At 66.2% G+C, this 14,101-nt stretch carries 11 protein-coding genes; all 11 read right to left on the reverse strand.

The window, feature by feature from the left end; genetic code table 11:
* Positions 1–171: 171 nt before the first annotated feature.
* Positions 172–1,158 (reverse strand): D-alanine--D-alanine ligase family protein, encoded by a 987-nt coding sequence (locus ACRQ5Q_RS34205; RefSeq protein WP_439370024.1) that lies wholly within the window; start codon positions 1,156–1,158, stop codon positions 172–174.
* A 22-nt stretch (positions 1,159–1,180) separates the two neighbouring features.
* On the reverse strand, positions 1,181–2,101 hold the full coding sequence (murB, locus tag ACRQ5Q_RS34210; RefSeq protein WP_439394343.1) for a UDP-N-acetylmuramate dehydrogenase: 921 nt from the start codon (positions 2,099–2,101) through the stop codon (positions 1,181–1,183).
* 181 nt (positions 2,102–2,282) lie between these two features.
* Positions 2,283–3,686, reverse strand: a complete 1,404-nt coding sequence (gene murC / locus ACRQ5Q_RS34215; protein ID WP_439370027.1) for a UDP-N-acetylmuramate--L-alanine ligase — start codon at positions 3,684–3,686, stop codon at positions 2,283–2,285.
* Positions 3,687–3,808: 122 nt separating this feature from the next.
* Entirely contained in the window at positions 3,809–4,909 is a 1,101-nt protein-coding gene (gene murG, locus ACRQ5Q_RS34220; protein WP_439370029.1) for an undecaprenyldiphospho-muramoylpentapeptide beta-N-acetylglucosaminyltransferase, read from the reverse strand.
* 107 nt (positions 4,910–5,016) lie between these two features.
* Positions 5,017–6,168, reverse strand: coding sequence for a putative lipid II flippase FtsW (gene ftsW / locus ACRQ5Q_RS34225; protein WP_439370031.1), 1,152 nt, complete (start codon positions 6,166–6,168; stop codon positions 5,017–5,019).
* A gap of 239 nt (positions 6,169–6,407) precedes the next feature.
* A complete protein-coding gene (gene murD, locus ACRQ5Q_RS34230) occupies positions 6,408–7,805 on the reverse strand; it encodes a UDP-N-acetylmuramoyl-L-alanine--D-glutamate ligase (protein ID WP_439370033.1) in 1,398 nt (465 codons plus the stop codon).
* 10 nt (positions 7,806–7,815) lie between these two features.
* Positions 7,816–8,919: a phospho-N-acetylmuramoyl-pentapeptide-transferase gene (mraY, locus tag ACRQ5Q_RS34235; RefSeq protein WP_130365024.1), complete on the reverse strand. Its 1,104-nt coding sequence runs from the start codon at positions 8,917–8,919 to the stop codon at positions 7,816–7,818.
* A 146-nt stretch (positions 8,920–9,065) separates the two neighbouring features.
* A complete protein-coding gene (locus tag ACRQ5Q_RS34240) occupies positions 9,066–10,445 on the reverse strand; it encodes a UDP-N-acetylmuramoyl-tripeptide--D-alanyl-D-alanine ligase (RefSeq protein ID WP_439370036.1) in 1,380 nt (459 codons plus the stop codon).
* Entirely contained in the window at positions 10,442–11,899 is a 1,458-nt protein-coding gene (locus tag ACRQ5Q_RS34245; RefSeq protein ID WP_439370037.1) for a UDP-N-acetylmuramoyl-L-alanyl-D-glutamate--2,6-diaminopimelate ligase, read from the reverse strand. Before ACRQ5Q_RS34245 ends, ACRQ5Q_RS34240 begins: the two co-directional genes overlap by 4 nt.
* A 70-nt stretch (positions 11,900–11,969) precedes the next feature.
* On the reverse strand, positions 11,970–13,712 hold the full coding sequence (locus ACRQ5Q_RS34250) for a peptidoglycan D,D-transpeptidase FtsI family protein (protein WP_439370038.1): 1,743 nt from the start codon (positions 13,710–13,712) through the stop codon (positions 11,970–11,972).
* Complete coding sequence (gene ftsL, locus ACRQ5Q_RS34255) at positions 13,709–14,101, reverse strand: cell division protein FtsL (RefSeq protein WP_439370039.1); 393 nt, start codon at positions 14,099–14,101, stop codon at positions 13,709–13,711. Before ftsL ends, ACRQ5Q_RS34250 begins: the two co-directional genes overlap by 4 nt.

Raw genomic sequence — 14,101 nt, forward strand, 5'->3', positions numbered from 1 at the left:
CGCCGCCAGCGTTAACCTTCGGATGTCCTGGTAAACAAAAGGTAAAATTCGTTAACGCGGGACGCTTTTTGCCCAGCCATGTGAGGCATTTATGCCGCGATGTCCGGCATTTTACCGGATTTGGACCCGAAACCGGGCCGTTTCGCCCGCTCGGCCGTTAACCAGTCCTAATTATTTCCGCACGGCCCGCCCGGCGAGCTCGACCAGCCCGTGCAGGAAGTCGACGAATTCGATGCCCTCGGCTTTCAGCGCCTTGGGGTAGAGCGAGGACTTGGTCAGCCCGGGCAGCGTGTTGGTCTCGAGGTAGACGAGGCCTCTCTCCGAGACGATGAAGTCCGAGCGGGAATAGCCGGTGCAGGACATCGCCCGGTGCGCCAGCATCGCCTGCTCCCTCAGCGCCGCGGTGATCTCCGGCGAAAAGCGGCCGGGACAGATCTCCTGGGTCGACTTCAAAAGATATTTTGCCGCGTAATCGAAGCTGCCCTCGCCCGGAATGATCTCGATCGGCGGCAGCGCGATGATCGAGCCATCGGTGCGCTCCAGCACGCCACAGGTTGCCTCGACGCCGGCGATGTAGGGCTCGATCACGTACTCTTCCTGCTTCGCCGCGTTGCGGACCGCGACGAGGTCCTGCTTCGCATTGACGAAAATCAGGCCATAGCTCGATCCGTCGCGCGCCGGCTTTGCGATCAGCCTGCCATATTCGGCGAAGGCCTCGTCGATGTCGTGGAGCGCCACGTTGGCCGGCGGCGTGACGCCGCCGAGCGCGGCGAAACGCTTGGCCGCGATCTTGTCGAAGGCGAGATGGGAGGAGGCCGAGCCCGAGCCGGTAAACGGCACGCCGCGCGCCTCGCACATCACCTGCAATTCGCCGTTCTCCGCACGCCCGCCATGCAGGCCGAGCACGAGCACGCGATCTTCCGCCTTGGCCCGGTCGAGCGCCTGCGCGAGCGGAATGCCCGATGTACCCGGCTTGAACTCGTCCTCGAACGGACGCGCATGCTCGAGCAGCTGCTTCGACTGCACCACATGCACCTTGTCCTCGACGTCCCACCACCAGAGATCGGCCTCGGGCAGCGCCTGATGCAGCGCCTGCGCCGAGGCGACCGAAACCAGACGCTCGCGGTTCGAGCCGCCGAAGAGGATGGTGATGCGCATGTTCTCTCGTCGCTCGTCCAGGTTAACCGGAAATCCCGATCCGCTTGATTTCCCAGTGCAGCTCAATTCCGGAATTCGCCTTCACGCGTTCGCGCACGGTCTCGCCGAGCGTCTCGATGTCCTGGGCAGTGGCATCGCCGGTGTTGATCAGGAAGTTGCAGTGCATCTCGGACACCTGCGCGCCGCCGACGCGCAAGCCGCGGCAGCCGGCGGCGTCGACGAGCTTCCAGGCGGAATGGCCCGGTGGATTCTTGAAGGTGGAGCCGCCGGTCTTCTCGCGGATCGGCTGCGCGCTCTCGCGATGGCTTTGCACCTCCGCCATGCGCGCGCGGATCGCCTCTGCATCCTTGATCTCGCCGCGAAAGCGCGCGGAGGTGAAGATGATGGAGGGATCGACGCCACTGTTGCGGTACACGAACTTCATGTCGGCATTGGAGAAGACGTGCTTGGTGCCGTCACGATCGACGCCCCTCGCCTCGATCAGCACGTCCTTGGTCTCGCCGCCATTGGCGCCCGCATTCATCCGCAGCGCGCCACCGATCGTGCCGGGAATGCCGAAAAAGAATTCGAGCCCGCCGATATTGGCGCTCGCCGCCACCTCCGCCACGCGCTTGTCGAGCGCGGCCGTGCCTGCGGTGACGATATCACCGCTCGCGGTCGCCTCGCCGAAGGCGCGCGGGGCAAGACGGATCACCACGCCGGCAATGCCGCCATCGCGCACGATGAGATTGGAGCCGACGCCGATGACATAGACGGGAATGTCGGAGGCAAGATGCGCGAGGAAGTAGGCGAGATCGTCCTCGTCCGCCGGTGTGAACAGCACCTGCGCGGGGCCGCCGACGCGAAACCAGGTGAGTTCGGCCAGCGACTGGTTGGCCAGCAGCCGGCCACGCAGGTCAGGCATCGCGGCTTTGAGAGCGGGGGTGATGTCCGGGAAGCTCATGCCTCGTCCTCAAGTGAGGAGAGCACGCTCTCTCCGTTCCTTCCCCCGTTGTGGGGGATCAGGGAGGGGGGTAGCCCCAAGCGAGATTGGAGTTTGTGGCTACCCCTCTCCCCCGCCCTCCGCCACGAGGGGGGAGGGAGCGCAGTTTGCCGTGCGGCTGGCTGCGAGTCTTTCATCAGATTCACCCCAGCGCCTTCAATTCGCCGGGCAGCGCATACGCCCATTGCGTGATGTTGCCGGCACCAAGACACACGACGAGATCGCCGGATTTCGCCAATCCCTTGACGATGCCCGCGAGCTCCGGGGCCGCCGGCAGCGGGATCACCTCGCGATGACCATGCGCGCGCAGGCCGGCGACGAAATGATCGCGGTCGATGCCGTCGATCGGCGCTTCGCCCGCGGCATAGACGTCGGCGACGACGACCGCATCGGCGTCGTTGAAGCAGGTGCAGAATTCCTCGAACAGCGATTGCAGGCGCGTGTAGCGATGCGGCTGCACCACGGCGATCACCTTGCCGGTGTAGGAATCGCGCGCCGCCTTCAGCACCGCTGCAATCTCCACGGGATGATGGCCGTAATCGTCGATCACGGTGACGCCGTTCCACTCGCCGGTCTTGGTGAAGCGGCGCTTGACGCCGCCGAAGCCTGCGATCGCGCTTCGGATCTTGTCGTCGGAAACGCCGAGCGCGTGAGCGACCGCAATTGCAGCCGTCGCATTCGAGGCGTTGTGCCGACCCGGCATCGGCAGCGCGAGGTCGGCGATCTCATGGGTGGCGCCGGTCTTGCGGTCACGGATCACGACCCTGAACTTCGAGCCGCCACCGCCCGCGGTGAGATCGACGAGCCGCGCATCGGCCTGCGGATTCTCGCCATAGGTGATGATGCGGCGATCCTCGATCTTGCCGACGAGGCTCTGCACCACGGGATGGTCGATGCACATCACGGCAAAGCCGTAGAACGGCAGGTTCTCGACGAAATGCCGGAACGCGTCCTGCACGGCATCGAAGGTCTTGAAGTGATCGAGATGCTCGGGATCGACATTGGTGACGATCGCGACATCGGTCGGCAGCTTCAGGAACGTGCCGTCGCTCTCGTCGGCTTCGACCACCATCCAATCGCCAGCCCCCAGACGCGCATTGGAGCCATAGGCGTTGATGATGCCGCCATTGATCACGGTGGGATCGAGCCCGCCGGCATCGAGCAGCGTTGCGACCATCGTGGTCGTCGTGGTCTTGCCATGGGTGCCGGCGATCGCGACGCAGCTCTTCAGCCGCATCAGCTCGGCAAGCATTTCGGCGCGGCGCACCACGGGAATGCGGCGCTCGCGCGCCGCCACCAGTTCCGGGTTGTCGCGCTTGATCGCGGTGGAGACGACGACGACCTCGGCGCCGTCGACATTCTCGGCCTTGTGGCCGACCGAGACTTTCGCGCCCTTCTTGCGCAGGCGGTCGAGATTGTAATTGTCGGACGCGTCCGAGCCCTGCACGGCATAGCCGAGATTGACCAGCACCTCGGCGATGCCGCTCATGCCGATGCCGCCGATCCCGACGAAGTGGATGGGTCCGATCTCGCGCGGCAGTCTCATGCTCTGTTCCCTGACCTTGCCGCCGGAAAGGCGGCATCTGGCGAAGGTCACGGCCAAATCAGCCGCGCGCCCTTCCTACTGGATGCCCCGCTTTGGAAGGCCATGACAAGGGCTTTTTCGCGTCAGATTCCCGCGACCTTGACCACCAGATCGGCCAGCCGCTCGGCGGCATCGAGCCGCCCTGCCCCCTTCGCGGCCGCGGCCATGGCGGCAAGGCGCGCGGGTTCGGCGGCGAAGCCGGAGATTTCGGCGGCGAGGCGGTCGGAGGTGAACTCGGTCTGCGGGATGCGGATGGCGCCGTCGACCTTGGCCAGCACGCCGGCATTGGCGAACTGGTCTTGGTCGATCGAGCCCGGCAGCGGCACCAGGATCGAGGGCCGGCCGATGGCGGCAAGCTCGGCGACGGTGCCGGCGCCGGAGCGCGACACGATCAGATGGTTGGAGGCGAGCCGCGCGGGCAAGTCGGCGAAGAACGGCGCGAGCTCGAACTTGATCTTGAGCTTGTCGTACACGGCGCGGACACGCGCCATGTCCTCTTCGCGCACCTGCTGGGTGAGTATGAGACGGCTCCACAGCGCAGGCTCGAGCTGCTCGATCGCGCCCGGGACGATGTCAGCCATGATGCGCGCGCCCTGGCTGCCGCCGACGACGAGCAGGCGCAGCGGCCCGTTGGTTTCGGGCGCCGTGTATTGCACGGCAGCCGCCGCGAGGATCGCGGGCCGCATCGGCGTGCCGACCGTCGTCGTCTTGGCCGACAGCGCCGGATCGCGATCCAGCACGCCAGGCAAGGACGTCGCGATCGCACGGACCCGGCCCGACAGGAACCGGTTGGCACGACCGAGCACCGCATTGGCGTCGTGGATGATGCCGGGCACGCCGGCGAATTTTGCCGCGACCAGCGGCGGCAGCGTCGGATAGCCGCCGAAGCCGACGACGGCGGCCGGCTTCAATCGCTTGATCAGGCCGTAGGCAGAGAGCGTGCCGACGGCGAGGGTGAGGCCGGCATAGGCGAGCTGGAACGGATTGCGGCCGCGCGCGGTCTCGCTTCTGACGACGTCGATCATGTCCTTGCTGAACAGTCCGCTGTAGCGCAGCGCGCGCTCGTCGGTGACGAGGCGGACGCGAAAGCCGCGCCGGATCAGCTCGACGCCGAGCGCCTCGGCCGGAAACAAATGGCCGCCGGTGCCACCCGCGGCGAGAAGAATCAGGGGGGAAGTGTCCATAAATGCCCTTTTACAAGGCCTTTGCCGTCATTGCGAGCGCAGCGAAGCAAGCCAGAATCCCTCCGCGGGAACAGCCTGGATTGCTTCGCTGCGCTCGCAATGACGGCTTACGCGTAACTGCGCATCGCCTCGGCGTGGCCGCTGGCCTCGACCTCGGTGCGCGGGCGCAGCCGCGTCAGCGCCAGCATCATGCCGACGCCATAGGCGAGCGACACGATCGAGGAGCCGCCATAGGAGATGAACGGCAGCGTCATGCCCTTGGCGGGGATGAGCTGCAGGTTGACCGACATGTTGATCGCCGCCTGCACGCCGAACAGGATCGCAAGGCCGGACGCCGCGAAGCGGGAGAACATGTCCTCATTGGCATAGGCGCGGGAGAGCGTGCGGATGACGACGAAGGCGAACAGCGCCAGCATGGCAAGGCACAGGACGATGCCGAACTCCTCGGCCGCGACCGCGAACACGAAGTCCGTATGGCTGTCCGGCAGGCTGCGCTTGGCAATGCCCTCGCCCGGCCCGAGGCCGAGCCAGCCGCCGTTGTAGAAGGCCTCCATGGCGGTATCGACCTGGAAGGTATCGCCCGAAGCCGGGTTCATGAAGCGCTTGATGCGCCCTGCAACGTGCGGGACGAACAGATAGGCGCTGAACAGGCCGGCGGCAGCGGCGCCGGCAAGACCAAACACCCAGATCATGCGCATGCCCGCGATGAAGAACAGCGAACCCCACACCATCAGGATCAGCATGGTCTGGCCGAAATCCGGCTCCATCACCAGCAGCGAGACCAGCATCAGCAGCAGCACCAGCGCCATCGAGGTCGCCGGCATCTCCGGCCGCTTGGTCGATTCCGCGAACAGCCAGGCGGCGATGACGACGAAGGACGGCTTTGCGATTTCGGAGGCCTGGATGTTGACGCCGAGCAGCGTGATCCAGCGCCGCGAGCCCTTCACCTCGGGGCCGATCGCGAGCGTCACCACGATCAGGATGATGCTGATCGCGAAGATGATCAGCGCGCTCCGGCGGATCGACCGCGGCGACAGGAAGGACACCCCGAGCAGCACCAGGCAGGACGGCAGGAGGAACATCACGTGGCGGCTGAAGAAGTGGAAGGGATCGAGCCCGATGCGGGTCGCAACCGGCGGGCTCGCCGCCAGCGACAGGATCACGCCGGTCAGCATCAGCGCCAGGATGGCGCCCATCAGCGGCTTGTCGACGGTCCACCACCACTCGGAAAAGGGGGTGCGTTCTTCACGGGAGAGCATGGGCGGCCGCCTTCGGACAGAGGTCCGCCCATTGGTCGCCGAGGTTGGTTACCGGAGGGTTAAGGAACTGCGGATGTTTGGAGATGGGAGCGAGCTACCCACCTCACATGCTCGTCATGCCCCGGCTTGACCCGGGCATCCAGTACGCCGCGGCCCATCGGCTCAAGCTCGGTCTCTGGAATTCTGGGCCGCCCGATCAAGCCGGGCGGTGACAGCGGAGAACGACGCGCCGACACGTCTCACACCACCGGCTTCACACCCGGCAGCGCCTGCACGACTTCGCGGAACTTGGCACCGCGGATCTCGAAGTTGCGGTACTGGTCGAAGGAGGCGCAGGCCGGCGACAGCAGCACGACGGCATCGGCAAGTCCTGAGGCTTCCGCATCGCGCGCGGCGTGCTCGACTGCGACGTCCAGGGTCTCGCTGATTTCGTGCGGGACTGAGCCGAGCGTTGCCGAAAACTCCTGCGCGGCTTCGCCGATCAGATAGGCTTTTCGGATGCGCGGGAAGAAGCCGGTCAGGCCAGTGATGCCACCCGCCTTCGGCTTGCCACCGGCGATCCAGAAGATATCGGCGAACGACGACAGCGCGTGCGCGGTGGCGTCCGCGTTGGTGCCCTTGGAATCGTTGACGAACAGCACGTTGCCGCGGCGGCCGACCTGCTCCATGCGGTGCGCAAGGCCGGGAAAGCTGCGCAGGCCGTTTTGCAGGACCTCGAGGCTGATGCCCATCGCGAGCGCGGCAGCTGCCGCGCAAGCCGCGTTCTGCGCATTGTGCAGGCCGCGCAGCGAGCCGATGCCGCCGAGCGCGGCGATCTCGCTGCGGGCGCCGCCCGAGGCGCGCACGATGTTGCCGTGCTCGACATAAATGCCGCTCGCGAGCGGATTCTTGACGGAGATGCGCACCACGTTCTTGCCGGCGCGATCGAGCCGGTCGGCGACATCGCGGCAAAAGCCGTCGTCGACACCGACGATCGAGGTACCGCCGGCTTGCACGCCGGCAACGAGACGTTCCTTCACCGCGGCATAATGCGCGAGCGTGCCGTGACGATCGATATGGTCCTCGCTGACATTGAGCAGGATGCCGACGGAGGGATCGAGTGAGGGCGTGAGGTCGATCTGGTAGGACGACATCTCGATGACGTGGACTCGGCCCATGCGCGGCGGCTCCAGCGACAGGATCGCGGTCCCGATATTGCCGCCCATCTGGGTGTCATATCCTGCGACCTTGGTCAGATGTGCGATCAGCGCGGTCGTGGTCGACTTCCCGTTGGTGCCGGTGATGGCGACGAACGGCGCATCCGGCGCGTGACGCCGGCGCTCCCGGCAGAACAGCTCGATGTCGCCAATGACCTCGACGCCGGCCTCGCGCGCCTTCAGCACGCTCCAGTGCGGCACCGGATGGGTGAGCGGCACGCCGGGCGCGAGCACGAGGGCCGCGAAATTCGTCCAGGAGACGTTGCGCAAGTCCGCGGTGATGAAACCGGCCTGCGCGGCCTTGGCGACATTCTCGGCATTGTCGTCGGCGGCGATCACCTCGGAACCGCCCGCTTTCAAAGCATGGCAGGAGGCGAGCCCCGAGCCGCCGAGGCCGAACACGGCGACCGTCTTGCCGGCGAAGGATGTGACGGGGATCATCGTGGTACCGTCAGCGCAGCTTCAGCGTCGAGAGGCCGGCGAGCGCCAGCATCACCGAGATGATCCAGAACCGGATCACGATCTGCGGCTCGGTCCAGCCGAGCTGCTCGAAATGATGATGGATCGGCGCCATGCGGAAGATGCGCTTGCCCGTCAGCTTGAACGACACCACCTGCACGATGACGGAGACCGCCTCCAGCACGAACAGGCCGCCGATCACCGCAAGCACGATCTCGTGCTTCACCGCGACCGCGATCGCACCCAGCATGCCGCCGAGCGCGAGCGAGCCGGTGTCGCCCATGAAGATCGAGGCCGGCGGCGCGTTGAACCAGAGGAAGCCGAGGCCGGCCCCCAGCAGCGCACCACAGAGCACCGCGAGCTCGCCGGTGCCGGCGACATATTTGATCTGCAGATAATCGGCGAACACGGCGTTGCCGGCGAGATAGGCGATCATCGCAAAGCTCGCGGTCGCGATCATCACGGGCACGATGGCGAGTCCGTCGAGACCATCGGTGAGGTTCACCGCGTTGCCGGCGCCGACGATGACGAAGGCACCGAAGATGACGAAGAACCAGCCGAAATGCAGCACCGTGTCCTTCAGGAACGGAATCGTCAGCGCGGTCGATGCGGGATCGCGGTTCAGCCGCACCAGCGCGTAGCAGGCGACCAGCGCGATCGCCGCCTCGATCAGCAGGCGCAGCTTGCCGCCGAACCCGGTCGTGGTCTGCTTGGTCACCTTGAGGTAATCGTCATAGAAGCCGACGAAGCCGAAGCCGAGTGTCACGGCGAGCACGATCCAGACGTAAGGGTTGAGCGGATTGGCCCACAACACGGTGCCGACCGTCAGGCCCGAGAGGATCATCAGGCCGCCCATGGTGGGCGTGCCCTTCTTGCTGAGATGCGATTGCGGTCCGTCGGTGCGGATCGGCTGGCCCTTGCCCTGGCGGATGCGCAAGTGGTCGATGATCCACGGCCCGAACAGGAACACGAACAGCGCGCCGGTGACGACCGCACCGCCCGTGCGAAAGGTGATATAGCGGAAAACGTTCAGGAGGGTGCGAAACGCACCCAGGCTCGGAAATGTATTGGAGAGCTCGATCAGCCAGTAAAACATTCAGACGGTCCTATGGCGTCTTTCGCACGCGGCCTTGTTCCTGACCCCGACGTGCCTCAAGCGAATTCGCTTCATCATGGGTCGGGCGACCTCCGGGACAACGGTGCCGCAAACGAGGGAATTGGGAACTGCGCCTTCCAAGCAGTTTACGCCTTTGCCTGCAAGGCGGCCACTAGGCCCGGCACAAACTTGTTGACCCAGAACATCTTCTTGCTGCCCTTGACAACCACGACATCGCCTGCCTGCAGCAGGCTTGCGACCTCATCCGGCTTCAGCGTGGCGGGATCGTCGTGCCAGCCGAGGCCCTTTCCCGATGGCAGCGCGTCATAGAGGTGGCGCATCAGGGGGCCGACGCAATAGACGCCGTCGATGCCTTCGAGATACCTGGTGAGGCCGGTGTGGTAGCTTGGTGCGTCATCGCCCAGTTCCAGCATGTCGCCGAGCACCGCGATGCGGCGACCGCCGGTCATGTGGCGCGCGTGAAGGCTCTGCAGTGCCGCGGCGACGCTGGCCGGGTTGCCGTTGAAACTGTCGTCGATCACGGTGATGCCGCCGACCGCCTGCTCGACGCCGCGGCCGGTCATGATGCCGACGCGGTCGAGCTTGATCGCGAGCGTCGCCGGATCGAGGTTGGCGGCACGGATCGAGGCGAGCGCGGCAAGCGCATTCTGGACGCGGTGCGGCGCGCCCGGCGTCAGGCTGAAGGCGATCTCCTTCTTGCCGATCATGGCCACGACCTGCCAGCTCTCGCCGTGCGGCGCGTGCGCGACCTCGTGCACCTCGGAATGCTCGCCGAAGCGCACCACCTTGCCCTTCCATTCCGACGCCTTGATCCCTGCGGGCAGCACCAGCACGCCGTCCTCGGGCAGGCCGAGGGCGATCGACACCTTCTCGCGCCTGATGGCTTCGAGCGAGCCGAGCTTTTCCAGATGCACCGGCTGAACGTTGACGACCAGCGCGACCGTCGGCCGCGTGAGTTCGCTGAGCCGCGCGATTTCACCTGGCTGGTTCATGCCCATCTCGACGACCCACAGGCTGGCGTCTGCCTTCGCATTGCACAGCGTCAGCGGCACGCCCCAGAAATTGTTGAAGCTGGACGGGCTGGCATAGGCGTTCGGATAGGCCGCCAGGAATTCCTTGGTGCTGGTCTTGCCGGCGCTGCCGGTGAGGCCGATCACCGGCCCCTTAAAGCGCACGCGTGCGGCGCGCGCGAGGCCCCAGAGACCGTCGATCAGCGTGTCCTTCACGACGATCTGGGGAATGCGGATGCCCGCGAGCTCGTGCGGCACGATCATCGCGACCGCGCCTGCGGCTTCCGCCTTGTCGGCGAACTCCCAGCCGTCGCGCGCGCTGGCGAAGGCCGAGATGAAGCCGCCGCTCGGCGTGCCGCTGAGGGCGACGAAGAGGCTGCCCGGCTTCACCAGCCGGCTGTCCTGGGTGACGAAGTCGATCGGCGTGTCCGGAAACGATCCGGCGGCGCCCAGCGCACGCGCGACCTCGGCAACCGTCCATATTGGCGCGCTCATGCAACCCTCGACGCTAGTGCGGCGGCGACCGCCTCGTGATCACTGAAGGGCAGCACTTCGCTGCCGACGATCTGTCCGGTCTCGTGTCCCTTGCCGGCGATGAGCAACGCATCGCCCTCTTCCAGCTCCTCGATCGCGACGCGAATGGCCTCGGCGCGGTCGCCGATCTCGCGCGCGCCCTTCGCTGTGGCAAGGATCGCGGCGCGGATCGCTTCCGGCTTCTCGCTGCGCGGATTGTCGTCGGTGATGATGACGCCGTCGGCGTTCTCCGCCGCGATCTCGCCCATGATCGGACGCTTGCCGACATCGCGGTCGCCGCCGGCGCCGAACACGACGACCAGCCTGCGCTTCGCATAGGGCCGCAGCGCCTGCAGCGCCTTCGCCAGCGCATCGGGCTTGTGCGCATAGTCGACGAAGATCGGCGCGCCGTTGCGCTCGCCGACGCGCTCGAGCCGGCCCTTGGCGCCTTCCAGATGCTCGAGGCTGGCAAACACGTTTGCGGCATCGCTGCCGGTGCCGATGGCCAGACCGGCCGAGACCAACGCGTTCTCGATCTGGAACTCACCGACCAGCGGCAGCCGGATCGCGTATCCCTTGCCGCGATGCTCGACCGTCAGCTTTTGCGAGAAACCCTCGACCACGGCCGCGGTGAGACGAATGCCCTCGCCTGTCCCATCGCCGTTGCGCCCGACCGCCATCACGCGCAGCCCGCGCGAGGTCGCGGCATCGATCGCCTCCGCCGAACAACCATGATCCGCCGAGATCACGGCAGCACCATCAGGCGGCACCAGTTCGCGGAACAGGCGGAGCTTTGCGGCGAGGTAATGCGCGACGGTCGGATGATAATCCATGTGGTCGCGCGAGAGATTGGTGAAGCCGCCGGCGGAGACGCGCACGCCGTCGAGGCGATATTGGTCGAGCCCGTGCGAGGACGCCTCGAAGGCGAGATGCGTGACGCCTTCGCGCGCGATCTCATCTAACTGCCGGTGCAGCGCGATCGGATCCGGCGTCGTCAGCGAGCCATAGACGGTGCGTTTCGGGGAGACGAGACCAATGGTTCCGATGCTGGCCGAGGCTTGCCCGAGCCGCTCCCAGATCTGACGGGTGAACGCCGCGACCGAGGTCTTGCCGCTGGTGCCGGTCACCGCGGCAATGGTCGCAGGCTGCGCCGGGAACAACTTTGCGGCCGCCAGCGCAAGCCCACGGCGCGGATTGGCGAGGGCGACGAATGGCACCTTGCAGGTATCAGGCGCGTGCTCGCCGACCACCGCGACCGCACCTGCGCCAATTGCGGCATCGATGAAGCGGGCGCCATCGGTCTTGCTGCCCGCGAGCGCGAAGAAGAGGTCGCCGGGCTTGACCGCGCGGCTGTCGAGCGCAACGCCGGTCACCTCGAGCGCCGCGACAGCGGGCTCGATCGCGGCATCATTGCTGAGAAGTTCGCGCAGCTTCATGGTCTTCCAGTCGACATGCCGTGCCGGAAAGCCGAATCGCAGCGGCAGCGGCAGCGGCCCACCCGGTTGATTACTGGGTTGTCCTGGATGCCGCAAGAATAAGGCGCTCCGCAGGCGAAAGGTCGAACCGCGGCTCGAGGCCCAAAAGTGGGGCGATCCGCTCGATCACCTTGCCGCCGGTCGGCACGGCGTTCCAACCCGACGTGATGAAACCGTGGGTCTCGGGCAGCGCCTGCGGCTCATCGAGCATCACCAGAACCTGGTATTTCGGATCGTCGCAGGGCATGATCGCGGTGAAGGAGTTCAGCACGCGCTTCTTGGCGTATCGGCCGTTGATGACCTTCTCGGATGTGCCGGTTTTGCCGCCCACATAATAGCCCTTCACGTCGGCCTGCCGCGCCGACCCGACCTCGGCATTGAGCCGCATCAGGAACCGCATCTTGTCGCTGGTCTCTTGCTTGATGACGCGCCTGGCCATCGCAGCCGCTTCCTCCGGGCTGCGCTTCATGAAGGTCGGCGGAATCAGATAGCCCCCGTTCACCAGCGCGTTGATGCCCATCACGGCCTGCAGCGGCGCGACCGACATGCCCTGGCCGAACGCGATGGTCACCGTGTTCAGTTCGCCCCAGCGGCGCGGGATCAGCGGCGCCGCGCTCTCCGGCAGCTCGGTGCGCAGCCGCGTCAGCTGGCCCATCTTGGCGAGGAACGCCTTGTGCGCCTCGACGCCCTGGCCGAGCGCGATCCGCGCGGCGCCGATGTTCGACGAGTAGGTGAACACTTCCTTGGTGTTGATGAAGCGCCCGAGCGGGTGGCTGTCATGGATGGTGAACTTGCCGTAGTGCAGGTTTCCGCGTGCATCCCACGACGAGTTCAAATTGATCTTGCCGGAGTCGAGCGCCATCGCCAGCGTGAACGCCTTGAAGGTCGAGCCCATCTCGTAGACGCCTGTGGTGAGGCGGTTGATGCGGTCGGGATCGTGCGCTTCCTTCGGGTTGTTGGGATCGAAGTCCGGCAGCGAGACCATCGCCACGATCTCGCCGGTCTTGACGTTGGAGACGATGCCGGAGGCGGCCTTGGCGTGGAACTTGTCCTTGGCCTTGAGCAGCTCGTCGCGCAGCGCGTGCTCGACGCGCAGATCGATCGAGAGCTCGATCGGCTTCTGCAGCCGGTCGGTGGCAAATCCCGCGCGGTGGAGATCGGCGAGGCCCTGATTGTCGAGCCACTTCTCCATGCCGGCGATGCCCTGGTTGTCGATGTTGACGAGACCGATGAGGTGGGCGACCTCGTTGCCGGTCGGATAGACGCGCTTGTTCTCGCGCAGGAAGCCGATGCCGGGAATGCCGAGCTTGTGGATGTCCTGCTGCTGCTTTGCCGTGACCTCGCGCTTCAGCCAGACGAAGCCCTTGCGCGTCTTCAGGCGCTCGCGCACCTCGGCCTCGTCGAGGTCGGGCACGGTCGCGGTCAGAAGCTCGATCGCCTCGTCCTTGTCGATGATGCGGCGCGGCTCGCCGAACAGGCTCGAGGCCTTGACGTCGGTGGCGAGGATCGCGCCGTTGCGGTCGACGATGTCGGGCCGCGCGGTCGCGACCACCTCCTGCGACGCCGCGCGGCGCGCGCTGTGCGCGTCGGCACCGATCGCGAACATCACGAGCCGGCCGCCGATCAGGACGTAGACCGAGGCGAAGGCGAGCATCGCAAGGCCGACTCGCGCCCGCGCCTTGGCGGCGCGATCCACGTTGCGCCCGTAGAGCAGGCTGCGGATCAGCCGCTGCCGCCACGGTTCGGTCGGTTTCGCAGGCGTTGCCGGTCTCATTGCTTGCCCTCGGACTGAGGCACGGAGCCCGTCACGGTGTCAGGATCGCTCGCAGCTTCGATGGTGTTGAGCATGGCCCCGATCGGGTCGGGCTCGCCGGGCCTGAACATCCGCGGCGGACGCTCGGGCAGGTTCTTCAGCGAGTCATATTGCGTGCCGTTGACCGGCTTGAGCGGCAGATGGCGCTCGGCGAGCCCTTGCAGGCGCTGCGGCGCATCGAGCTTGGCCCATTCGGAGCGGAGCGAAGCGATCGCGTCGCGCTGCTCGCGGATCTCCGCATGCAGCCGCAGCACTTTCTCGGTGCGCGCGGTGGAGTCCATCTTGATCCGGTAGACATAGGCCGCCGCGAAGATCAGCGCGCCGATGACGAGGAGGTGGATGATGCGCAT

It is taken from the genome of Bradyrhizobium sp. PMVTL-01, from assembly GCF_051861855.1.
Taxonomy (GTDB): domain Bacteria; phylum Pseudomonadota; class Alphaproteobacteria; order Rhizobiales; family Xanthobacteraceae; genus Bradyrhizobium.